Origin of the sequence: Lactobacillus gasseri ATCC 33323 = JCM 1131 (assembly GCF_000014425.1) — a bacterium.
In the GTDB taxonomy this organism is placed as follows: Bacteria; Bacillota; Bacilli; order Lactobacillales; family Lactobacillaceae; genus Lactobacillus; species Lactobacillus gasseri.
In genome coordinates this window covers 1,247,228-1,271,882 of sequence record NC_008530.1, presented here as the reverse complement: position 1 = coordinate 1,271,882, position 24,655 = coordinate 1,247,228, and the positions used below count along the sequence as shown (strand labels likewise).

At 33.7% G+C, this 24,655-nt stretch carries 19 protein-coding genes, 2 tRNA genes, 1 other RNA gene and 4 pseudogenes; 24 read left to right on the top strand and 2 right to left on the bottom strand.

Going from position 1 to position 24,655, the window contains the following annotated elements:
• The first annotated feature begins 58 nt into the window (after positions 1-58).
• From LGAS_RS06265 to LGAS_RS06190, 16 genes and pseudogenes are all read left to right on the top strand, one after another.
• On the top strand, positions 59-790 hold the full coding sequence (locus LGAS_RS06265; RefSeq protein WP_003647041.1) for a YebC/PmpR family DNA-binding transcriptional regulator: 732 nt from the start codon (positions 59-61) through the stop codon (positions 788-790).
• A gap of 150 nt (positions 791-940) precedes the next feature.
• The gene (comGA, locus tag LGAS_RS06260) at positions 941-1,918 is read left to right on the top strand and encodes a competence type IV pilus ATPase ComGA (protein ID WP_003652038.1); all 978 of its coding nucleotides are present in this window, start codon (positions 941-943) and stop codon (positions 1,916-1,918) included.
• Positions 1,905-2,885: a type II secretion system F family protein gene (locus LGAS_RS06255; RefSeq protein ID WP_003652041.1), complete on the top strand. Its 981-nt coding sequence runs from the start codon at positions 1,905-1,907 to the stop codon at positions 2,883-2,885. The genes comGA and LGAS_RS06255 overlap by 14 nt, the downstream gene beginning before the upstream one ends.
• An 8-nt stretch (positions 2,886-2,893) precedes the next feature.
• Entirely contained in the window at positions 2,894-3,190 is a 297-nt protein-coding gene (gene comGC / locus LGAS_RS06250; protein WP_003652043.1) for a competence type IV pilus major pilin ComGC, read from the top strand.
• Between the two features lie 116 nt (positions 3,191-3,306).
• Positions 3,307-3,603 (top strand): hypothetical protein, encoded by a 297-nt coding sequence (locus LGAS_RS06245; RefSeq protein ID WP_003654195.1) that lies wholly within the window; start codon positions 3,307-3,309, stop codon positions 3,601-3,603.
• 213 nt (positions 3,604-3,816) lie between these two features.
• Complete coding sequence (comGF, locus tag LGAS_RS06235; protein ID WP_003647046.1) at positions 3,817-4,335, top strand: competence type IV pilus minor pilin ComGF; 519 nt, start codon at positions 3,817-3,819, stop codon at positions 4,333-4,335.
• 196 nt (positions 4,336-4,531) lie between these two features.
• Positions 4,532-5,533 carry a class I SAM-dependent methyltransferase gene (locus LGAS_RS06230; RefSeq protein WP_003647048.1) on the top strand — a complete coding sequence of 334 codons (1,002 nt, stop codon included), beginning with the start codon at positions 4,532-4,534 and terminating at the stop codon, positions 5,531-5,533.
• Between the two features lie 26 nt (positions 5,534-5,559).
• Entirely contained in the window at positions 5,560-6,759 is a 1,200-nt protein-coding gene (locus tag LGAS_RS06225; protein ID WP_003647049.1) for an acetate/propionate family kinase, read from the top strand.
• 56 nt (positions 6,760-6,815) lie between these two features.
• Positions 6,816-7,181, top strand: a transfer-messenger RNA (tmRNA) gene (ssrA, locus tag LGAS_RS09485).
• 208 nt (positions 7,182-7,389) lie between these two features.
• Positions 7,390-9,756, top strand: a pseudogene (locus LGAS_RS06220) (glycoside hydrolase family 68 protein).
• A gap of 244 nt (positions 9,757-10,000) precedes the next feature.
• Positions 10,001-10,420 (top strand): annotated as a pseudogene (locus LGAS_RS09825) (DUF3737 family protein); the annotation flags it as partial.
• Positions 10,407-11,060, top strand: a pseudogene (locus LGAS_RS09820) (aminotransferase class I/II-fold pyridoxal phosphate-dependent enzyme); the annotation flags it as partial. The pseudogenes LGAS_RS09825 and LGAS_RS09820, both read left to right, overlap by 14 nt.
• Before the next feature lie 60 nt (positions 11,061-11,120).
• Positions 11,121-12,086, top strand: a complete 966-nt coding sequence (gene manA, locus LGAS_RS06205; RefSeq protein ID WP_003647052.1) for a mannose-6-phosphate isomerase, class I — start codon at positions 11,121-11,123, stop codon at positions 12,084-12,086.
• Positions 12,087-12,110: 24 nt separating this feature from the next.
• On the top strand, positions 12,111-12,503 hold the full coding sequence (locus tag LGAS_RS06200) for an SdpI family protein (RefSeq protein WP_003647053.1): 393 nt from the start codon (positions 12,111-12,113) through the stop codon (positions 12,501-12,503).
• A complete protein-coding gene (locus LGAS_RS06195; RefSeq protein ID WP_003647054.1) occupies positions 12,503-13,213 on the top strand; it encodes a response regulator transcription factor in 711 nt (236 codons plus the stop codon). Before LGAS_RS06200 ends, LGAS_RS06195 begins: the two co-directional genes overlap by 1 nt.
• A 3-nt stretch (positions 13,214-13,216) precedes the next feature.
• Positions 13,217-14,668 (top strand): sensor histidine kinase, encoded by a 1,452-nt coding sequence (locus LGAS_RS06190; RefSeq protein WP_003647055.1) that lies wholly within the window; start codon positions 13,217-13,219, stop codon positions 14,666-14,668.
• 124 nt (positions 14,669-14,792) lie between these two features.
• Here LGAS_RS06190 and LGAS_RS06185 read toward each other — a convergent pair whose 3' ends face one another.
• On the bottom strand, positions 14,793-16,985 hold the full coding sequence (locus tag LGAS_RS06185) for an LTA synthase family protein (RefSeq protein ID WP_003652062.1): 2,193 nt from the start codon (positions 16,983-16,985) through the stop codon (positions 14,793-14,795).
• Positions 16,986-17,144: 159 nt separating this feature from the next.
• On the opposite strand from LGAS_RS06185, the gene LGAS_RS06180 reads away from it, so the two are divergent.
• From LGAS_RS06180 to LGAS_RS06150, 7 genes and pseudogenes are all read left to right on the top strand, one after another.
• Entirely contained in the window at positions 17,145-17,747 is a 603-nt protein-coding gene (locus LGAS_RS06180) for a VanZ family protein (protein ID WP_003647058.1), read from the top strand.
• A gap of 81 nt (positions 17,748-17,828) precedes the next feature.
• On the top strand, positions 17,829-19,172 hold the full coding sequence (locus LGAS_RS06175) for a glucose-6-phosphate isomerase (protein WP_003647059.1): 1,344 nt from the start codon (positions 17,829-17,831) through the stop codon (positions 19,170-19,172).
• 115 nt (positions 19,173-19,287) lie between these two features.
• Positions 19,288-20,681 (top strand): annotated as a pseudogene (locus LGAS_RS06170) (DHA2 family efflux MFS transporter permease subunit).
• Positions 20,682-20,687: 6 nt separating this feature from the next.
• Positions 20,688-21,128, top strand: coding sequence for a hypothetical protein (locus LGAS_RS06165; protein ID WP_003647060.1), 441 nt, complete (start codon positions 20,688-20,690; stop codon positions 21,126-21,128).
• 148 nt (positions 21,129-21,276) lie between these two features.
• Positions 21,277-21,348, top strand: a tRNA-Glu gene (locus tag LGAS_RS06160).
• 6 nt (positions 21,349-21,354) lie between these two features.
• Positions 21,355-21,427, top strand: a tRNA-Gln gene (locus tag LGAS_RS06155).
• Between the two features lie 56 nt (positions 21,428-21,483).
• Positions 21,484-22,503: a serine hydrolase domain-containing protein gene (locus LGAS_RS06150; RefSeq protein ID WP_003652068.1), complete on the top strand. Its 1,020-nt coding sequence runs from the start codon at positions 21,484-21,486 to the stop codon at positions 22,501-22,503.
• Between the two features lie 37 nt (positions 22,504-22,540).
• Here the strand turns inward: LGAS_RS06150 and LGAS_RS06145 are convergent, their stop codons facing one another.
• On the bottom strand, positions 22,541-23,893 hold the full coding sequence (locus LGAS_RS06145; RefSeq protein ID WP_003652070.1) for a Mur ligase family protein: 1,353 nt from the start codon (positions 23,891-23,893) through the stop codon (positions 22,541-22,543).
• Between the two features lie 158 nt (positions 23,894-24,051).
• Between LGAS_RS06145 and LGAS_RS06140 the strand changes: the two genes are divergently transcribed.
• Entirely contained in the window at positions 24,052-24,651 is a 600-nt protein-coding gene (locus tag LGAS_RS06140; RefSeq protein WP_003647062.1) for a thymidine kinase, read from the top strand.
• The last annotated feature ends 4 nt before the right edge of the window (positions 24,652-24,655 follow it).

Genomic DNA, 24,655 nt, shown 5'->3' with positions numbered 1-24,655 from the left:
TGAGTGCGTTATGATTGACAAGGTTAACTATATTAAATAAAAAGAAAGAAGGATTCTTATGTCAGGACATTCAAAATGGCACAATATTCAAGGCCGCAAGAATGCGCAAGACGCTAAGAGAGGTAAAGTTTTCCAAAAATTATCTCGTGAAATTTATATGGCTGCAAAGAGTGGTGGTCCTGACCCTTCAGGAAATCCTACTTTACGTATGGTTATGGATAAAGCACGTGCAGCAAACATGCCTAAGACTAACATTGAACGTGCTATTAAGAAGGCTGAAGGTAATTCAGATGAACATTATGATGAAATTACCTATGAAGGCTATGCACCAGGTGGTGTTGCAGTTTTAGTTGAAGCTTTAACTGATAACAAGAACCGTACTGCTTCTGATGTCCGTGTTGCCTTTACTCGTAATGGTGGTTCACTCGGTGCAACTGGTTCCGTTGCTTACATGTTTGACCGTAAGGGTTACATCGTAATTGATCGTTCCACTACTGATGCTGATGAAGACCAAGTTTTACTTGATGTTATGGATGCTGGTGGGGATGATTTAGAAACTAGTGATGATGCATTCGAAATCTACACTGATCCTAAGCAATTTACTGCTGTACGTGATGCTTTAGAAAAAGCTGGCTACAAGTTAGCTAACGCTGAATTAACTATGATTCCGCAAAACACCACTCCAGTTCCAGCAGATAAAAAAGAGCAATTTACTCATTTAATTGATGCATTAGAAGATAACGATGATGTTTCTAATGTTTATACTGCTGCTGCAGATGATGATGAATAATAATTTATCAAGAAGTAGACCTAATTTTGTTAGGTCTATTTTTTATGGCTGACCTTTGTGTCAGTCTTTTTTTTCTTAATTTTTAAAATGATAAAAAAATATGGCCTATTTTCGCGTACTAATAAGTGTATGGCAAAGGAGGGATTAATTATGAACGAAGTATCAGAAGCTATTTTAGAAAAAGCAATTGAAAGCCATGCTAGTGATATCTTTATTTTTCCCGCTATTAGAGGATATGAAATAAAGATTCGAACTGCCCTAGGTTTGAGTAAAATAAAAGAATTAAGCCAGAAAGTAGGAAAGGAATTACTTAATTATTTCAAGTTTCAGGCGCAAATGGATATATCTGAGCGTCGTAGACCACAAGTGGGGGCGTATCAGACTGAATTTCGGGGTGAAAAGGTCTTTTTACGCTTCTCAAGTGTAGGGGAATTTGAAGGAGATGAGTCTTTAGTAGTTCGATTAATTTATGAAGGGAAAAGTAATAATTATTTTCTCCCCGAACAATTTGATTTGCTAAAAAGACTCACCAATCAACGTGGGCTGATAGTGACTAGCGGTCCGACAGGATCAGGAAAGACCTCAACCATGTATGAGTTAGCGCAATTAGTTGGAGAAAAAAAGGTTGTAATGACTATTGAAGATCCAGTCGAGGTTTGGAATCCAAGTTTTTTACAAACACAAGTGAATCTTGTTGCGGGAATTACTTACCCAGATTTACTAAAGGCTGCTTTACGTCATAGACCGGATATTTTAATTATTGGAGAAATTCGAGACCAAGAAACTGCCAAAATCAGTATTAACGCAGCTCTAAGTGGACATTTGGTTTTAGCAACTATTCATGCAAAAACAGCTTTACAAACAATTTCACGGCTTGAAGGATTAGGAATCACTAAAGACGAATTGTGCAATTGCTTGACGGCTGCTTCTTATCAAAGATTGTTACCGATAAAAGATCGAAATAAAGTTGCCTGTTTAATGGATATTGGATATGGAAAAATACTTGATCAAGCTATTATGTCTAATGATAAGCGTCATGATTTGCGCAACTGGCAAAGTGCTTTAGAGCAGTTGGTTGAAAGAGGAAAGATTAGTGAAGATACGAAGCATCTTTATGAAGAAGGATAAGCTAAATAGCGCTGCTCAATTAATTTTTATTGATTATTTAAGACAAGCACTGATTAACGGTTATTCGCTTAATGCTAGTTTAAAATTGCTGCCTAAAATATGGAGTGGTGATTCTAATCAATTAGTTTATATAAGTAAACAGGTTGAAGAAGGTAGGCAACTTGGGGATGTATTGCATGAAGTAGGATTTTCTAGTACTTTAGCTGCACAAATAAATATGGCAATTATTGATGGCAATTTATTGTCTTGTTTGGACCAATTAAGTAAACTTATTCGCTTGAAAAATAAGCAGTTAAAGAAGCTGCGAGGAGAATTAGCTTATCCAGCACTTTTAATTGGAATGATGGTTACGCTATTAATTTGTATGCAAACTTTTTTAAAGACAGAAATGTCAGATAATGACTGGACGAGTAATGTAATGCTGGGTGGACTTGTGATGTTAGTTATTATAGGTGCATTTTTTATTAGTAAGGTAATCAGGCTACTTAATAGGCAAGATTATTATGCACTGAAGAAATTAACTAGGATACCTGTAATTGGACCAACATTAAATTTATATGTTCACTATCTTATCGTGTCTGACTTAGCTGTTTTATTAATCAACGGCTTTTCATTACAAAAAATTTGCCAACTTACTGATCAGCAACCAAAGAACTCATTACAGCAAGTCTTAGGAACAAAAGTGAAGAATCAGTTAGAAAAAGGAACTGAGATTAAAACAATTATTGAGAATGAAGCCTTTATTTCTAATAACTTAGTTATGCTTTTAGAAACCGGAACAACAAGAGAGCAAATTGGGAAAAGAGCGCTATTACTTAGCAAGACACTTTTTTATGAACTAAATCTCAAATTAAATGGTTTAATCGTTAATTTGCAGCCACTATGCTTTATTTTTATTGGAATTTGTATTCTGGGGATGTATTTGAAAATTTTAATGCCAATGTATCATTTAATGGAAACAATGTAGAGGGAAAAATGAAAAAGTTAAAACAATTTATTATGAAAAATAAACGGGTAAAAGGATTTACCTTAGTTGAAATGGTAATTGTAATTGCCATTATTGCGATGTTGATTTTGCTAATTGTTCCAGGACTAAGTAAGCAAAAAGAGAGAGCAACTAGTAAAACAGATGAAGCCTTAAGAACAACGGTTGAGACTCAAAGACAATTAGCTGCAGATAATGGAGATGGTACTTCATTAGAAGAGCTGGTAAAGAAAGAATATATTTCTCAAAAACAAAAAGAGAGATATGAAAAATTACCACAAAAATGATTTTTAAGAGAATAAAGGCTTTTACTTTAGTTGAAACGATAGTTACTTTAGCAATAGTTTGTTTACTTGTGTTAATGCCAACGCTTTACGTGAAAAATATTAAGGAACAAATAATTTTGGATAGTACTACGCGTCAAATTAGATCAACTATAAATAAGTATTTACACCGTTCAACAGTAGAAAAGAAGTCATATTTTTTATCATATTTTGACAATAATTCTTCAATTCAGATAATGGAGCCACATCAAGTATCAAAAGTATATTTGAATCGACATGTTAGAGTTTATAATTTTAATAATTTATACATTAGCAATCGCGGAACGATATCGCCAAGAACAATTACTGTTAAGAGTGGAAGTAAAGAGAAAAAGATAAAAATACAGATGACATGGGGTAGGATGGTTGAAGAATAGAAAAATAAAGGGCTTCATTTTGTGGGAAGCATGTGTAGGCTTTACGATAGCTTGTCTAGGAGTATTGCTTTTAGGGATGACAATTAAACAAAATAGGCAGACTGAGAAACAAATTGAAAAACGAGTAGATAAGGCATATGCGGAATATATTTTTAGACATAGTGATAAAAAAACGTTATTAGTGCATGATCATCTCTATCGTAGGTAAGAATAATGAAAAAGATAAAGGGCTTTACCTTATTAGAAGCTGTGTTTGCAATCGCAGTTACTATTTTATGTGCACAAATATTATTTGGACTTGTAGGTACACTTAGAAAAATTAATCGCCAAAAAACCGGAGTTAATGAGATTACGTATAGTTATGTACAAATAAATAATTTCTTAAAAGAAAGTGGACATGTTGAAGTAAGTACAACTGGTTCAGATCCAACTAAAATTGTTCTTAGAAAGTTATCGGATAAGAAGAAAAAGAATGGTGATTTAATTTACGATACATATGTAATTGATATGAGTTCAAATGATGTTTTGAGAATGAGAACAGATGAGGGAGGGCACATGCCACTGCTTTTTCAAGTTAAAAGAATAAAATGTTCTACTGCAAAAGATTCTTTTACTATTTTAGTAACTGAAAAAGATGGTAGGCAAAGTGAGATGTTTTTCAAAACAGATTTACCAGAGAAGAAGGAAGATAAAATAAAGGATGAGAAAAAAGATAATAGTAAAAAGACTTAAGGGAAGTGCCTTAATTAGTAGTTTACTGCTTATTAATATTTGTATTGCTTTCGTAATGATGTATCAACATAGTTTTACTGAAAATATGGAAAGTAATCTTTCTTTAATAAATTATTTTTCCAAGTAACATTGTTTGCTTGCTAGTATTTGATGATACCTATAAAATATTAGAAGGAATATTAAAGAAGGAAGAAAAATGCAAAAAGTAGAAGAATTATATCCAAAGTTTCAGAAGGCTATTGAGCATTTACAAAAAGCTCTGAATGTCTCTTTTTCATCGGCATTAACGGAAACCTTTGATAATCTAGAAAATGGTAAGATCAAAGTCGAATCGGGTGCCCCAGATAAAGAAACTGTAGCTGAATTAACTGAAGAGTATCGTCAATTAGATTATGATAATTTGCCACGTGCTCTAAAAGTACAAATATTTACTCTATTAACTTTAAAAGCAGTTACTCAAGATGCCAGTGACTATAACTTGATGCCAACACCTTCAGTGATTGCTACAATAATTGCTTTAATTTGGCAAAGAATCGTTTCTAAAGGTAAAAAAACTGTGGTTGACCCCGCAATTGGAACTGGAAATTTACTTTATTCGGTTATTAGACAGTTGATTCAGGAAAATCATTCACAAAACAATTACAAATTAATTGGAATTGATAATGAAGAAGCATTATTGGATTTAGCAGATATTGGTGCTCATCTTGAAGATTTAAAAATTGATTTATACTGTCAAGATGCTTTAGATCCATGGATGATTGAAAAGGCGGATATAGTGGTAAGTGATGTGCCAGTAGGTTATTATCCATTGGATAATAATGCTGAGCGCTTCGAAAATCACGCAAAAGAGGGACATTCTTTTGCTCATACTTTATTTATTGAACAAATAGTAAATAACCTTAAACGTGATGGTTTTGCATTTTTAGTAGTACCTAGATTACTGTTTACTGGTAAAGGATCTACTGAATTCATGACTTGGTTAGCTAAAAAAGTTAATATTCAGGCAATTGTCGATTTGCCCGATGATATGTTTTCAAGTCAGATTCAACAAAAATCTATTTTAGTTTTTCAAAATCATGGAGAACATGCTGTTAAGCGTGAGGTTCTGGTGGCTAAATTAGATTCATTAAAGAAACCAGAATCTTTAGTAGCATTTAATATGAAACTAAATGACTGGTATCATAAGAGTGAAGATTAATTTATATAATACGAGAGGTATATAAAATGAAAAAAGTTTTAGCAGTAAACTCAGGTAGTTCATCATTTAAATACAAATTATTTTCTCTAGATAATGAAAAAGTAATTGCATCTGGTATGGCTGACCGTGTTGGTTTGCCAGGATCTGTTTTCACAATGACTTTAGCAGATGGCAGTCAACATGATGAACAAAGTGATATTGCTAATCAAGAAGAAGCAGTCCAAAAGTTGCTTAGCTGGCTTAAAGAATACAATGTGATCGATTCTTTAGCAGATATTGCTGGGGTAGGACATCGTGTTGTTGCTGGTGGTGAAGAATTTACTGATAGTACAGTCATTACAGATGATAATCTTTGGAAGATTTATAATATGAGTGACTATGCACCATTGCATAACCCAGCTGAAGCCGACGGTATCTATGCTTTTATGAAAGTTTTACCTAACGTTCCTGAGGTTGCTGTTTTTGATACTTCTTTTCACCAATCATTAGATCCTGTTCAATACTTATATTCAGTACCATATAAGTATTATGAAAAGTTCCGTGCTAGAAAATATGGTGCACATGGTACTTCTGCTCGCTATGTATCACGTCGGACAGCTGACTTATTAAAGAAGCCAGTTGAAGATTTGAAGATGGTTCTTTGTCATCTAGGTAGTGGTGCATCAGTTACTGCTATTAAAGATGGAAAGTCTTTTGATACTTCAATGGGATTCAGTCCGGTTGCAGGAATTACAATGAGTACTAGAAGTGGGGATGTAGATCCTTCCTTGCTTCAATTTATTATGAAAAAAGGCAACATTACCAGCTTTAATGAAGTTATTAAGATGTTAAACACTAAATCTGGTTTACTCGGTCTTTCAGGAATCTCCCCAGATATGAGAGACATTGAAAAAGCAATTAAAAATGGTGATAAACAGGCTAAACTTACAAAAGACATTTTTATTAACCGAATTGTTCGCTATATTGGGGCTTATATGACTGAAATGGGTGGCTTAGATGTTTTAGTCTTTACTGCAGGAATCGGTGAACATGATGCAAGTGTAAGAAAACAGATTATGGATGGTCTTACTTGGCTTGGTCTTGAATATGACGAAAAAGCTAATAAAGCTAACAAGGAAGGAATTATCACTACACCGAAATCAAAGATTACTGCGATGATCGTTCCAACAAATGAAGAGTTAATGATTGCACGTGACGTTGTTCGTTTAGCTAAATTAGATAAATAGCTGTGAAAGCAAAGTTATAGCATTTTAACAGTGACTGTGATATCATTGAAACATCTGGGGATGTTTTGGGATTCGACAGGCGTAGATTCGCGTTGACTGCGATTCGTAGGTCACGTCTACGTTAAAACGTCACAGTTAAATTATAACTGCAAATAACGAAAATTCTTACGCAGTAGCTGCTTAGTCAGGCTGCGTGATCCAATGACGGATTGCTCGTGTCTGTCTGCGGGTCTTACCATTTAACGAGCTACGTTTAACTACTTACCTTAATAGTTAGAAATAAGATTCTTAGGTTAGTTTTGATAGTTTAGCCCTGTTATATGGCGTTTTATCAAAGCGAAGTTTAAGTAATATAACTATGATCGTAGAGGTTAACGACGGAATACGTTTGGACAGGGGTTCAATTCCCCTCATCTCCATAAATAGTTGGAAAAGCCACACTAGAGTAATTATCTGGTGTGGCTTTTTTAGTATTAATGTGATAAACGATTGACAAGTGGCAATTGAATACAAAAACAGTAAATTTTGCCAAATCTATACAATTTTTTTAAAATAATATTTATTTTTATAACAAAAGGTGATAGTCTGTAAGATGAAATGTTAAACGCTTAGCATGTAGGAGGAGAAAAGATGTTGGAAAATAAAAATCATAAGAAGATGTCTTTAAGCGGAAAATCTTTATTAATGGGAACCTTGTCTACAGCAGCAATTGTATTAAGTGCTTCCACTGTAAATGCTGCTACTACTAATGCAGACAACGTTAATGAAAACAAAACTGTAGCAGTAAGTACTACTACTTCAGCAAATAATAAAAATAATAATCAAGTAAATTCAAGCTCAGAAAAGAGTGTTGATACTAAAGCAGAAAAAGCTACTACTGTGACTTCAGCAGCAACTAAAGAAGTTAAAGCAGATGCTGTTAATACTTCACCAGTAAATAATGTTAAAGCTGCTACCACCTCTACAACAACTACTAAAGAAACAGTAGATGGTACTGAGAAGACACCTGTTAATTCTTCTGCTGATGTTAAAAAGAACGATGCAGTAAAACAAGATGAAAAAGCAGCTACTTCATTTAAGACAAATACTGAAGAAAAAGCTAACGAAACTTCAACAAAAACAGCATCAAACGATAACAAAGCTGAATTAAAGGGTCAAATTAAAGATATTGTTAAAGAATCTGATGTAGATACCAGTAAATTAACCAATGATCAAATTAATGAATTAAATAAGATTAACTTTTCTAAAGAAGCAAAGAGCGGTACTCAATTAACTTACAGTGACTTTAAGAAAATTGCTAAAACTTTAATTGAACAAGATGCTCGTTACGCTATTCCTTTCTTTAATGCAAGTAAAATTAAGAACATGCCTGCAGCAAAAACTATGGATGCCCAAACAGGAAAAGTAGAAGACTTAGAAATTTGGGATTCATGGCCAGTTCAAGACGCAAAAACTGGTTATGTTTCTAACTGGAATGGTTATCAATTAGTAGTTGGAATGATGGGAGTTCCAAATACTAATGACAATCATATTTATCTTCTTTACAACAAGTACGGTGACAATAACTTTAATAATTGGAAGAATGCTGGTCCTATTTTTGGCTTAGGTACTCCAGTTATTCAACAATGGTCTGGCTCAGCAACTTTAAATAAAGATGGTTCAATCCAACTTTACTATACTAAGGTTGATACAAGTGATAACAACACTAACCACCAAAAGATTGCAAGTGCAACTGTCTACTTAAATCTTGAAAAGGATCAAGACAAGATTTCTATTGCACACGTCGATAATGACCACATCGTTTTTGAGGGTGATGGCTACCATTACCAAACTTACAATCAATGGAAGAAGACCAACAAGGGTGCAGATAATATTGCAATGCGTGATGCACACGTAATTGATGATAAAGATGGTAATCGTTACCTTGTCTTTGAAGCAAGTACTGGTACAGAGAATTATCAAGGTGCTGACCAAATTTATCAATGGTTAAATTACGGTGGCACTAACAAAGATAATTTAGGTGATTTCTTCCAAATCTTGTCTAACTCTGATATTAAAGATAGAGCAAAATGGTCTAATGCTGCAATCGGTATTATTAAGTTAAACAATGATACTAAGAACCCTGGTGTTGAGAAGGTCTACACACCATTTATTAGTTCTCCAATGGTAAGTGATGAAATTGAACGTCCTGATGTAGTTCGTTTGGGCAACAAGTATTACTTATTTGCTGCTACTAGATTAAACCGTGGAAGTAACGACGATGCATGGATGGCTGCTAATAAAGCAGTTGGTGATAACGTTGCAATGATTGGTTACGTTTCTGATAACCTAACTCATGGATACGTTCCATTAAATGAATCTGGAGTAGTTTTAACTGCTTCTGTTCCAGCAAACTGGCGTACTGCAACTTACTCATACTATGCAGTTCCAGTAGAAGGAAGAGATGATCAATTATTGATTACTTCTTATATCACTAACCGTGGTGAAGTTGCTGGAAAGGGTATGCACGCAACTTGGGCACCAAGTTTCTTGTTACAAATTAATCCAGATAATACTACTACTGTTTTAGCTAAAATGACTAACTAAGGTGACTGGATTTGGGATGACACTAGCGAAAACGATGATATGATGGGTGTTCTTAAAAAAGATGCACCAAATAGTGCTGCTCTTCCTGGTGAATGGGGCAAACCAGTTGATTGGGACTTAATCGGTGGATATAACTTGAAGCCACATCAACCTGTAACTCCAATTCCAAATGTTCCAACTACTCCAGAGAAACCTAATACACCAACAACACCAAATACTCCTGATACTCCGCATAATCCAACTAAACCAACTTCAGAAGTTCCAACAACTTCAGTTAAGAAGACAACTCAATCAGAACTTCCAAAAGCTGGAGCTAAAAATGGTATTGTTGCAGCTATAGTAGGTGCTGTAAGTTCAATGCTTGGCGTTATCGGCTTAGCTGGTGTTTCTAAGCGTAAACGTAATAACTAAATTGATTAAAAAGGATGAGCTTTGAAACTCATCCTTTTTTTTGCTATAAATTTAATTTATTCTAGTATGAAAAACTGTAAATTTTCTCAAAATTTTATTTTTTCTATAATAAATTTGAAAAGTAATCTTGGTGCAAAACTAATCTATAGCATAAAAATATATTTCGTTATAGTTAGCAAATATTAGACATTTATTTTTCATAATTTAGACTAAATATTGAAAGAGTTAATAAAAGAGGAAATCTATGCAAATAATTAAAGAAAAGTATTTTGAAGGAGAAAGACCGCTATATGGCCTTTCGGATACAATTTTAGAGAATATTACTTTTGGTGAAGGAGAATCACCATTAAAAGAAACGCAAAGTTTAGAAATAAAATCTACTATTTTTAAATATAAATATCCTTTATGGTATTCGAATAATATTAAAGTTGCTGACAGTACCTTTGAAACAATGTCGCGAAGCGGTATTTGGTATACTAATAATATTTCAATTAAAAATTCAGATTTACAAGCTCCTAAGTTATTTAGACGGTGTAAGCATATTTCATTAGATCATGTTTTCTTTTCTAATGCAGAAGAAACAATGTGGACTTGTGAGGACGTCAAAATTAAAAATGCTGAAATTAATGGTGATTATTTTGGTAAAGATAGTTTGGACACCTACGGAAGTAGAGAGAATTGCATCTTTATGTCAAAAATATCACGTAATTCTTCTATCAGATGAAATTCATGGAGACTTGGTCAGAGATAACGTTAAATACACCCCTGCATTTTCAGTTTCTGAAGCTTTGAGGGATAATATAATTAGTTTAGTTTCTCCAAGTAAGACTTTTAACGTAGCTGCTCTTCATGCTGCAACCGTAATTATTCCAGATGAAAATTTACGTTATATCGTCAATCGAGGTCTTAACAGCGATGAATTGGCTGAGCCAAATCTTTTAGCTATTCCAGCAACAATTGCTGCATATACTGAAGGCTTTAGCTGGTTACATGAATTGTTAGTGATAATTAATCGTAATTTTAATTATGCTGAAAAAGAAATAACTAATAATCTGGAAGATGTAAAAATTGTATCAGGCCCAGCAACTTACTTGTTGTGGCTTGATGTAAGTAAAGTTTCGTCAAATAGTCAAGAATTAGCTGATTATATTAGAAAAGAAACTGGTCTAATTGTTTCACCTGGTAGTATTTATCGCGGTAATGGTAATAAATTTTTACGGCTTAATCTAGCTTCACCAATTTCTATGGTAGAGGATGGAATTAAACGTTTAATTAGTGGAATAAAAAAATATTCAAAAAAATAGCTGAAATCGATTTCAAAATCATCTAAAAAAGATATATACTTTTATTGAGGTGATTTTTTTATGGAACCATTATTTTTAACACCATATTTCAGACCCAAAATTTGGGGTGGACGTAAGTTAAATACAGTTTTAGGATATGATATTCCAGATGGAAAAGTTGGAGAAGCTTGGGTAATATCTGGATACAAAGATGACGCTTCGACAGTTAATGCCGGTCCATTAAAAGGAAAGACGTTAAGAGAAGTATATTTAGAGCATCCAGAATTATTTGGTAATCCCAAGGCTAAGGAATTTCCACTATTAGTTAAATTCTTAGATGCAAATGATAATTTGTCTGTTCAAGTACACCCAGATGACGAATACGCTAGAATTCATGAAAATGATTCTGGAAAAACTGAAAGTTGGTATGTGCTTCATGCCGAACCTGGTGCTAAACTTGTCTATGGGCACAATGCAACTAGTAAAGAAGAACTAGAAGATTGGATCAAAAATGGAAAGTGGTCGAAGCTTTTACGTTATGTACCAGTGAAAGAAGGAGACTTTTTATATGTACCTTCTGGAACGGTTCACGCATTAACTAAAGGAATTATGGTTATTGAAACACAACAATCAAGTGATGTAACCTATAGATTGTATGATTGGGACCGAGTAGATAAGAAAACTGGTAAAAAGAGAGAGTTGCATATTAAACAATCTCTTGATACTATTCAAGTACCACATAAAGATCCGAAGCTGAAAATTACATCTGAAACATTGGGAGATGCAAAGATTACTACTTTAGCTCAACCACCAATGTCACCGCATTTTTATTTATGGCAGATCGATGTTGATGGGAGTTTTGATTGGAGTCTAAATGATCATCCTTATCTTTTAGTATCTGTAATTAAAGGTAAAGGTAAGTTTATTGCTGACGGTAAAGAATATAATATCAAATTGGGTACTAATTTTATTATTCCTAATGAGATGAAGAACTTTAGTTTTAGCGGTGACTTACGTTTAGTAATTTCAGCTCCTGGTAAAGAATAAATTTAAGTGAATGGAGTTGGTCAAATGATATATATTGGTTGCGGGGTAATAATGTTTGTAATCGGAGTCATTTGGCTGATCGCTCCTTCACCTAATCCGAATCAAGTTTATGGATATATGTCGTATTTGGCTTCAGTTAATGAAACAAGTTACAAGTATGCGCAAAAAGTTGCACGAAATTATTTCATGATTTTTGGCTTAGTTCAATTTCTATTGGGATTAGGAATTCATTTCTTACACTGGGATCGCTATTTCTTGATCTGGTTGCTTACTTTTTATTTGTTTATTTTGGCTCCGATAATCTTAACTGAGAAAAAATTGCAGGCTTTCTTACGTGCCCGGCATGAATTACCACATGATTATATTGAACCAGATAAAATTAAACATACTAGAGTAAAAGGATTTAAGGATAAATAATGCTAAAGATATTAATGGTTGAAGATGACAATTCTGTTGCAGAAATGATGAAGATGTTCTTCAGTAAAGAACAATGGGAAGTAGATATAGCTAAGGATGGTATAGAAGCTGTTGAGATGTTTAAAGCGCATCCAGATTCTTATGACATTGTAACGTTAGATCTTAACTTACCTAGAAAGGATGGAATGGAAGTAGCTAAAGAAATAAGGGCTATTTCTCTTTCAATACCAATCATTATGTTAACTGCACGTGACTCAGAAACTGATCAAATTTTGGGTTTGGGCATTGGTGCAGATGAATATGTTACTAAACCATTCAGTCCATTAGCACTAATTGCCCGCATTAAAGCTTTATATCGAAGAAGTCGTATAGAAAAAGATATGCATGCTTCTAATGGCGTAAAGTATGATGTAATTACTAAGCATCTAAAGATTTCAAAAGATCGAAGAGAAGTGCGCTTTGATGATAATATTGTTGAAGGCTTAACTCCAAAGGAATTTGACTTACTTTACACGATGGCTCAAAAACCAAAACAAGTTTTTTCAAGAGATAAGCTTTTAGAATTAGTTTGGGGATATGAATTCTTTGGCGAAGAAAGAACTGTTGATGCTCATATCAAAAAATTACGGCAAAAACTAGAAAAAGCTGGTCCTCAAGTGGTGCAAACAGTTTGGGGCGTGGGTTATAAGTTTGACGATTCTGAGGTATAGAAATTGAAACTATTCTACCAAGAAATGTTGGGTTTTTTACTAGTAATTATTACCAGTATTGTAATTATCGGCTCATCCACAATTCACTTTGCAACTATTCAGGCATATTCTCAAAGTTATTCACGTTTAGAAGGATATGGAACGTCAATTGGAAAATTAGCTTTAGCTAAAGATAATCCTAGACATGAATTAGATGCAAAATTTTTAAAGAATTTACAGGTAGTAATGGAAGGCGAAGATGTAAATCTTCGCATTTTTAATAATAAAAATAGGCAAGTTTATCCTGAAACTACAATGAACTGGGCTTTGCCACAGAAATTATTTAAACAATTGAAGAATGGAAAAACTATTCGAATTAGAAATGACCATGAAGATGGACGTGTGACGTCTTTTTCTAATAAGGATCCTTATACCAGTGTAATTGTTCCTTGGCGTAGCAATGGAAAATTGGTTGGAGTTATTTGGATTGGTTCGCGCGTCCAGAATGTTGAACAGATGATTGTACGTGAAAAACATAATCTGATTACAGCATTGCTTAGTTCTCTAGTAATTGGTGGCCTAATTAGCTTTATTTTGTCATATTATATTTCTAGAAAAATCAAACTTTTATCAAGTGCTACTAAAAAGGTCGCTCAAGGTGACTTTAATGTACATTTGAAACACAAAGATACTGACGAAATTGATGACTTGGCACGTAATTTTAATATTATGGTCAACGCATTAAAAGAGTCAAATGACGAAATCAAGGCACAAGAGAAGCGACGAGAGCAATTTATGGCTGACGCTGCCCATGAAATGAGAACGCCTTTAACTACGATTAATGGGCTACTAGAGGGTTTTGAATATGATGCTATTCCTGAAGAGGCAAAGCCAAAATCAATTGCTTTGATGCATAGTGAAACTAAACGATTAATTAGGTTAGTAAATGAAAACTTAGACTACGAAAAAATTAGAAATAATAAAATTAGTCTAATTCAATCTCGATTCAATGCTACCGAGGTCTTAACGAATTTGTTAACTCAGATGAAGCAAAAAGCCATTCAAAAAAATGACAAATTGATTCTTGATTGTCCATCTGAAGTTGAAGTTTATGCAGATAAAGATAGATTTACGCAAATAATGGTAAATTTAGTTCAAAATGCTTTGCAATTTACTGAAAACGGAAAAATTAAAATTTCCGCTTGGAGAATTAAGCATGGAGCCCAGTTCGAGATCGCAGATACTGGAATTGGCATGAGTCAAAAGCAGATGAAGTATATTTTTGAGCGATTTTATAAGGCTGATCCTTCCAGGGCTAAAATTGGGTCTGGAGAATCAGGATTAGGACTCTCTATTGTTTTGTCGCTTATTAAGCAACATGGCGGTAAGATCGATGTTGATTCAGAACCCGGCAAGGGAGCAAAATTTACGGTAACTTTGTATGATAAGGGCTATAAAGAATTTATTAAAGATTAAAAAATCTGTGAAAAAGTATATTTTTAGCAAATTTTAGAATTTAACTTAAAACAAAATCCTACTAAATCTTGACACTGATTTAGTAGGATTTTTCGATTCTTAAGTTTTTTCGATACTTTTTTGCTTATTTTTCTAGATTATCTTTTTTAGGAGCATTGTCCTGATGGCTTTTACTTTTATCACTTGTTGCAGACTGAATGTTTTCAGGAACCTTGTTGATTTCATCTTTATCAATTTCAGAGGCATCTGTGTCATAAAGGTCGGTAGTTGAACCCTTATGTTGAGAATAGAGAGAGGTAGATTTGTTACCAAGTTGTTTTCGTAATGTCAGCATTTTTTGATAATTGACTTTATAGTCGAACTCAGTTGGATTTGTCGGAATAAAGCCAGCAGGAGTGTAGAAGCGCAAAAGATTATGATTGTTCAATAAATCTGAATAGTGGAGTGAAGTACGCCCATAGCTAGTTAATTTATTGATTTCATCTTTTTGCTTTTTATTAAATTTGGTAATTTTTTCTCCAGTTTGTTGGTTGTAAACTGTCCCTTTAGTTCCTTTACCACCAATAATTACGTATTTAGGAGTAATTATTGTGCCATTTCTAAAGACAACGACTTGACGGTATTGTTTAGAAAATAAGTCTTGTCCAAATTGAATATAATTTTTATTTGAAATTCCTAAAAGATGCAGTAGAGTTGGAAGCACATCAATTTCACCACTGATTTTATTATCTACTTTACCCTTGATTCCATCCATATGTATCATGAATGGAACTTTTTGAAGTTCAGCTGTGTCATAGGATGTCCACTTGTTGAAATCTTTGCCTAGAACAGGAGCTAAGGCAGATAATTCGTCATCTGAGCTACCCACACCATAATGGTCACCATAGAGAATGACCATGGTGTTTTTGTCAAGACCACTCTTTTTTAGATAATCAAAAAATTCTTTGATTGATTGATCAAGATAATGAGCTGTCTCGAAGTAGTTGTTGATTGTTGTATTTGAAGTATCGGTAGTAGTAAAGTTATTGTCTTTATCTTCTTGGTCTAACTGGAATGGGATGTGGTTAGTAACGGTTAGATATTTAACGTAAAAGGGCTGCTGTATTTGTTCAAGGTACTTGATACTTTCACCAAATAATAATTTATCTTTTAGACCATATCCAATTTTGTCATTTTTCTTTTGTGAAAAGTAATTTGCATCAAAGAAGTAGTTATAGCCGAGATTTTTGTATACTTCATTTCGATTCCAAAATGTTCCAGTATTGCCATGAAAAACAGCTGAGGTATAGCCAGTTTGGCGAAGAATTTGTGGAGCACCTTGAAATGTATTTTCAGACCCTAAAGAAGAGAAAAGCGAACCATCTGAAATACCGTATGTTCCAGTTTCAAGCATGTTCTCAGCATCGCTAGTTCTGCCTAAGCCTACTTGATGATAGAAGTTGCTAAAGCTGACTGTATCTTTACTATGGTAAAGCGAGTTAAGGAATGGCGTGACTTCCTGACCATTAATTTTTAAACCAATTAAAAATTGCTGGAAACTTTCGAGGTGTAAGACAATGACATTTTTACCCTTAGCTTTTCCAAAATATTCTGGATTGGCATTAGCGTAATGCTTTTTAGTGAAAGCCAATACCTGATTAATATCTTCGGCATTAGCGTTTTTCTTAACTTGATTTGACTGCGCACTTTTTAAAAGATCGTATACTGAATAAGTATCAATTCCTAAATATTTAACTACATAAGAGCGATCAAAAGTGTTTCTTAACAAACGCGGACGCGAAGTTTCAGCTAAGAACATGTTCAAAGTTAACATAAAAACTCCGAATGATGAAACTGCAAATGGTCGCTTAAAGCCATACTTACGTGGATCAATTTTGATAACTTTTATAATTAATAAGATAATAATTATTATTAGGTCAAGCCAGAGAAGGATATCACTAGGATGCAGTAAGGCAACAGTACTTTTACCTAGTCCCTGTGATACTTTACCGGTATTTTGGATGGTTTTACTGGTTAAAAAATCTGAGAATTGACGATAATAAATTACATTTGCAAAGAGCAAAATTGTATTTATTGTATCTAAAACCAGCATGGCAATGTATGAAATTAATGGTTTAGAAAAATAAAGTCCTAAGCTAAGGATAATGATACATGTACCAAGCGGGGTTAACCAGACAATAAAATGCTGGTATGGATCGCTTAAACCAAGCTTAAAATCAAAATAAGCCGCATACATATATTTTGCCCAAAAGCAAAGTGTAAGGACTGTTAAGAATCCAATTCTGGTTTGCCAAAAATTACGTTTTACTTTATTCACGCTTCACTACTCCTTTTAATAAGGAATATTTTACTGGTAATTTTAAAAAACGACAAACTTTTGTTAAAGGTTTGCGATTTTTTAATATTTTGGAAAGAAATGTCTTTCATGGAGAGCTTTACGTTATAATTAAGCCAAAATTACGGAGTCGGTTAGGTTATGCTTTTTTTACAACCCTTATATGAATATATCTATCATCATTATGCAGCACATATTAATCATTTTGCCCTAATTAAGTTAATTTTGTATAGCTTAGATAAGACAATTTTTTATTTTATTATCTTTGCAATTATTCGTTTATGTTGGCTCTTATTTATAAGACATCGAAGGACTTTGAAATCAGAAGCATGCGTTTGGCTTTTTAGTTTTTATGTCATTTTATTATTGATGCTTACGGTATTTAGAGACACATATTTTCCATGGCAGTTAACTTTTAATTTCCATCGCAATTTAGGTGATATTAATCTAGTATTTATGAAAGAAACGCTTAAGTTAACTCAGGGACAGAGTATGCTGGATTTCTTCTATAATTCACTTGGAAATATTCTATGGTTCATTCCATTCGGTTTATTATTTCCAAAAATTATCCAGAAAAAAAGCATGCTTTTAACGATTTTTTTCGGTGGCTGTCTTTCAGTTTGTATTGAGGGATTACAATTTATTCTTGAAACTGGTGTAAGTGATATAGACGATGTCTTTTTCAATGTTTGCGGTACGATAATTGGTTTTATAATATATCGAATTATTTATCGATTCTTATAACAAAAACTCTAGTTTTATGAAGAAGTAACTGCTAAAATAAGGTTTGTACGTGAAAAAGTTACAAAAAAGGAAGTTTAAATAATGAGTAAAGTTGTTCACTTTGATGCAAGTAAATTAACTCCGTTTGTTCATGAAAATGAATTAAAGGAAATGCAAGCAATGGTAACTGCTGCAGATCAAGAATTACGCGAAGGTACTGGCGCAGGTAGTGACTTCCGTGGTTGGATTGATTTACCAATTAATTACGATAAAGACGAATTTGACCGTATTAAAAAAGCAGCTAAGAAGATTCAAAATGATTCTGAAGTTTTAGTTGGTATTGGTATCGGTGGTTCTTACCTTGGTGCCCAAGCTTCAATTGAATTTTTAAACAGTTCTTTTTATGGTAGAGAAAAAGAAAAGTACCCAACTGTTGTATTTTGTGGTAACTCTCTTTCAGGTTCATACCTCTATGACTTACTTGAATGGTTAGGAGATAAGGACTTTTCAATTAATATTATTTCTAAGTCTGGTACTACTACTGAACCTTCAATTGCTTTCCGTGTCTTGAAGGATAAGTTAATCAAGAAGTATGGTAAAGAAGAAGCTGCTAAGAGAATTTATGCAACTACTGACCGCGCTAAGGGTGCATTAAAGACTGAAGCTGATGCAGAAGGTTACGAAGAATTCGTAGTTCCAGATGATATTGGTGGTCGTTTCTCAGTATTATCAGCTGTTGGTTTGCTCCCAATTGCTGTAGCTGGTGGAGATATTGATGCAATGATGAAGGGTGCTGCAGATGCACGTGCTGCATACACTGATCCAGATGTATCAAAGGATAATCCATATCAATATGCTGCTCTTCGTAACATTCTTTATCGTAAGGGCTATACTACTGAATTACTTGAAAACTATGAACCATCATTAAGAATGTTTGGTGAATGGTGGAAGCAATTAATGGGTGAATCTGAAGGTAAAGATCAAAAGGGTATTTACCCATCTAGTGCTAACTTCACCACTGATCTTCACTCACTTGGTCAATACATCCAAGAAGGTCGTCGTAATTTAATGGAAACTGTTATTCGTGTTGAAAGTCCAGAACATGATGTTACTATTCCAGACGATAAAGAAAACTTAGATCAATTAAACTTCTTATCAGGTAAGACGATGAACTACGTAAACGATCGTGCATATGAAGGTGTAGTTTTAGCTCATACTGATGGTGGAGTACCAGTTATGACTGTTGATATTGAAAATCAATCAGCTCACACTTTAGGTTACTTAATTTACTGGTTCGAATTAGCTGTAGGTATTTCAGGTTACTTGAACGGTATTAACCCATTTAACCAACCAGGTGTTGAAAGTTACAAGAGAAACATGTTTGGTCTTTTGAACAAGCCTGGTTATGAAGACTTACATGATGATTTGACTAAACGTTTAAAATAAATCTACTTAGTATATTTTGATAGTATGCGGATTAATATAACTATAATTAACTATAATTAATAGTTAAAGAAAGGGTAGAGGTCGAGAGCCTCCACTCTTTTTTATTGGAGAAAAAATGAAAGTACAAACTAAAAATACACTTGCAGTTTTGGCAACAGCATTCATGTCTTTTGTTGGAATTTTAACTGAAACTAGTTTAAATGTAACTTTTCCTGCTATGATGAAGCAATTCCAAGTTTCATTGGACACTATTCAATGGATTACAACTGGCTATTTGCTGATGATTGCGATTATTATGATTAGCTCTTCTTATCAAAATGAACGATTTACAGCAAGACAATTGTTCATTTCAGCTGCAGTTGCCTTTATAGCTGGAAGTATGATCTCTGCTTTTGCATCAAGTTTTTATATTTTGCTTTTGGGAAGATTAATTTCGGCATTGGGAGTAGGTTTGTGTACTCCGATGATGTTTAATTTGATCGTAGAAGTAATGCCTAGACAACGCTGGGGATTTTACATGGGAATTGCTGGTTTAGTAATTGCGATGGCCCCGACTTTAGGTCCTGCATTTGGAGGCAGTGTTTCGTATTATCTTAATTGGCGTTGGATTTTCATTATTGCTGCAATCTTTGCTCTATTTGTCTTTATTGCCGGTATTATTGTAATTGGAAGTTATCACCCCATTCAAAAAAGTCATTTAACTGGCTGGCTTACATATTTTTAAGTTTGAGCTTGGTAAGCTTAGTTATTGGCGTAAATCAATTAAGTAAAGGATTACAAAATTGGCGTCTTTGGGGACTATTAATCTTAACGGTCCTTTTATTCATTTCATTTGTGATAATTTCCAAAAAATCTACTCGAAAACTACTTGACTTGCAGGTTTTTGAGGATAAAGCTTTTGTTTTTGGGGCATTTGCATACTTTTTACTTCAATTTATCAATATTGGTGTAAGTTTTGTATTACCCAATTATATTCAAATAGTTAACAAGCAAACGTCGTTAACTGGTGGTTTGGTTTTGCTCCCAGGAAGTATTATTGCTGGACTTTTAAACCCATATTTTGGCCGCTTATATGATCGCTTAGGTGCTACAGTGCCATTATATAGTGGAGCATTTTTAATGGCATTAGGGAGCTTCTTATTGGCTAATTGGGGATTAAACTTAAATACCTGGATGATTATCTGCTTTTATGGAATTTTGATGTTAGGACATCGAATGTCATTCAGTAATACAATGGCTCAAAGTTTAAAAATAGTAGATAATGACCTTAAATCAGATGCCACTGCTGTTTGTCAAACAGCGCAACAATTGGCTGGTTCAATGGGTACAGCAATTTTAGCAGCAATTATAGCTATTTTTCAGAATAAGCATTCTGCAAATTACGCTAGTTTAACTGCTCAGGGAAGTATGGCGGCATTTTATTTCACTTTTAGCCTTGGAATTTTGATTTTGCTGTGTGATTGGATTATGTTTAAGCTGAGTAAAGAAAATAAGCAAAAGAAAGTGTAATTAAGAATGAACAAGAATTTCTTAGCGATAGAAAAAGATATTCACGATTTTGCTCAGGAGCTTTATTTTAGAAATGAAGCTGCAATTGATCTAGTGGAAAAGGATGAACAGAAGGATTTATTGCATTTTGATAGAAGTGGTGTTGAAAAATTGCAAGAAATTGCCAGTGTTTTACAAGATTTTTGTCAACCACAGGTTCGTGCAATTTTGCAAGTTAGTGAAGATGCAAAAGATGTAAAAATTGATTTTAAATTGGCTCAAAATCAAGCGCATCAGTTAATTCAGAACTTTTCTAACTTAGAGAAATTAGTTACTTATTCAGAAACAGAAGCAAGGAAAAAAAGTAGAAATTTAAGTAAACAGTGGCTAGAACTAAAACAAAATCTACTGAAAATGGACATTAATCGAATTAAAGAGATTGAGAAAAGTAGTAAAACTATGTCATAAAGTAGAATAATAAGTGATATAATTGAAAAGCTGCATCATGGTGAGTAAGACGTGATGCAGCTTTTTTCATTTAAAACACTTTTTAAGAAAAATGATTACGAAACTTGACAGAATTACGATATTCAATTATATTTACATATGTTGAATTTGCCCGTTGGTCAAATGGTTAAGACGCCACCCTCTCAAGGTGGAGTTACGAGTTCAATTCTCGTACGGGTGATAATACTGAGATATAGCCAAATTGGTAAGGCACAGGATTCTGGTTCCTGGATGTTTCGGTTCGAGCCCGAATATCTCAATATGTTACCGTCAGATCGTTGATCTGGCGGTTTTATTTTATAATCCAGGTGGTAGGATGATAGAATTTTTTAAAACTCAGCATTTAATTGAAAGTATGGTTAGTGAACGCATTGTACCAGGGGTAAACTACGCATTTATTAAGAAAAAACAGGTGTTTACATCAACAGTAGGTTTTGCTAGTTTGATGCCTGAGATTGAACAACTTAGTCCATTTGCACTTTATGATTTAGCAAGTTTAACTAAGGTGTTAGGGACTACTAATGTTTTTTTAAAATTAAAAGAAGAGGGTAAACTTAATTTTACTGAGCCACTTCAAGAGTTTATTCCTGAATTTAAAGATGATCGTATTCGCCTTAGTCATTTATTGACGCATACTAGTGGAATTCGTGGTTGGATTCCTAATCGAGATGAACTAGCAGCTCCTGATTTACTAAAAGCAATTATCGGCTTACCAGTTACTGATGAATTTGAAACAAAAATGCGGTATGCAGATACCAATTTTATTTTATTGGGATTGGTACTTGAAAAAATATATGGTTTACCTGTCCAAGATGTAATTATGCAGGAGATTATTTTACCAGCTAAGTTGAAGGAAACAACGTTTCATCCAAAAGCATCTGATTGTGTGCCTACTGCTTATACTGAACAAGGTGAGTTACTGCAAGGAATTGTACATGATCCTAAAGCACGTGTACTGGGTAAGGATTGTGGGTCAGCTGGCTTATTTTCAAACTTAGAAGATCTAATAAAAATGACGCAGGCTTATTTAGGACTACGTCATGATATTCTACCTTTAAAGCAGGATACATTAGCTAACTTATTTCAAATTGAAACACCTAAAAACGTACATCCTCGTTCTTGGGGATGGGATTTACGCTTTGATCCAGTTGATCAGCATCCACTTATTTATCACACAGGTTTTACTGGTACTTTTATCTTAATTGATCGCCTTAATCAAACTGCGATGGTTGTTTTAACTAATCGAATTCATCCTAGTGGACATAATCATGTCTTTCTAGCGATGAGAGAAAAAATAGTTGATACTTTTCTAAAAGAAAATATTTATAAAGGCTAAAAAAGGCCACTGTCATAAGCGACAGTGGTCTTTTATGTTACATACCTGCTTTAATAATCTTCTTTTCACCCATAGTTTTACGAAGTGAAAGCATAGCAGTGTAGGTAGCAAGGATATATACTTTTTTAGTTGGTAATTTTGAAATTTCGTCTAATAAAGCATCATTATTAGTAACTGTAGTCATTAGGCCTGGATCAAATCCAGAAACTTCTAATCTAAAGCCCATGTCATGCCAACGTCTTCCACCAACTAATACTTTTTTAATTTTATCTTTGTTGAGGCCTTCATAGTCTGCGTCCCAAATCCAAGAAGTATCAATTCCATCTGCATGATTTGCATTTAAAAGAGTAACTAGAGAGTAGCTATCTTTCTCAGTGTTGAGCATATGAAGGACTTCATCAAGACCAACAGGATTTTTGACTAAAATTAAATCGATTTCTTTGCCTGCATAATTGATTAATTCTTGACGACCAAAAATTCGCTTATTTTCAGCAAAACTTTGTGCAACTTCTTCCTCGCTTAAACCAAATTCACGTGCAACAGAATAAGCTGCTAAAGCATTGTAGATATTATATGTGCCCCCAATACCAATACTGTATTCTTTTTCACCCATTTTGAATTTTAAGCTATTTGGAGTTTGATCAATAATTTGATCTACGCTGTAAGTTAATTCAGGTCTATGATAACCGCAATTAGGGCAGAAGAAATCTCCTAAATTTGCATAAACTCGTTCATGATAATGTAAGATATGGTCACATTTTGGACATAATACACCATCAGTATTTACTGGAGCTTTAAAATCATTTTCAGCTTTATCATCTGGTAGCTTAAAGCCATAAAATACTTTTTTATTTGGAAGCTCAACTGAGGAGAAAATACTTGCGTCCCCATTAGCAATAATTGTAGCATTTGGGGCTAATTTAATTCCGTCAACAATTTTTTGGTAAGTAGTATAAATTTCACCATAACGATCCATTTGATCACGAAAAATATTTGTTAAAACGAATACGCTAGGATGAAGTAATTTAGTTACCATTTTGACGTTTGCTTCGTCAACTTCTAGTACAGCAATTTTCTTTTTGGCTTTCTTATTTTTATGAGCTAGAAATGCTGTTACAATTCCTTGTTGCATATTCGAGCCAGATGGATTAGTTAAAATATCACCATATTTTTTCTTTAATGCTTCTACAATTAAAGCAGTTGTCATTGTTTTACCGTTAGTTCCAGTAACAATGATTGTTTCATAGCCTTTTGCTAATGAATTTAATACTTCAGGATCAATTTTCATGGCAAATTTTCCAGGAAAACTCGTCCCGCCCTTTAATACATTATGAAGAAACCAGTAAGAAGATTTACCGGCTACCTTAGCGATGCCTGATTTTAAATTCATATTCTTATCCCTCACTTTAAAACTAAATTTTACTATAGCATATCAGTAAAATGAAAACGACCTTTTTATTTTTACCTGCAAGATTTTTAAATTTACTTTATACTAATTAGGATAATACTAGTGAAAGTACATAAACTTAATAATGGAGGAATTTTGCAGTGGCGCAATTGTTTTTTCGCTATGGTGCAATGAGTAGTGGTAAGTCAATTGAAATACTAAAGGTTGCCCATAATTATGAGGCACAAGGTCGAAAAATTGCCTTAATGACGAGTAGTGTAGATGATAGGAGTGGTGTGGGGACAGTTGCTTCTAGAATTGGCCTTCACCGTAAGGCTGAGCCGATTAGTGAAGATTTGAATTTGTTTAACTACGTTTCAGAAATGAATAAGAATGATGTTGAGTCTGGTAATGGGACTGTGGCTTGTGTTTTAATTGACGAGGCACAGTTTTTAAAGAAACATCATGTTTTAGAATGTGCAAGGATTGTTGACGAATTAAAGATTCCTGTGATGGCATTTGGCCTAAAGAATGATTTTCAGAATCATTTATTCGAAGGTAGTGAAAACTTATTGATTTTTGCTGATAAAATAGAAGAAATGAAGACCATTTGTCACTACTGCGGTCATAAGGCTACAATGAATTTGCGAATTAATTCTGGAAAACCTGTTTATGAGGGTGAACAAGTTCAAATTGGCGGAGATGAGTCTTATTATCCCGTGTGTCGTTTTCACTATTTTCATCCCGATAAACAAAGATAAAAGT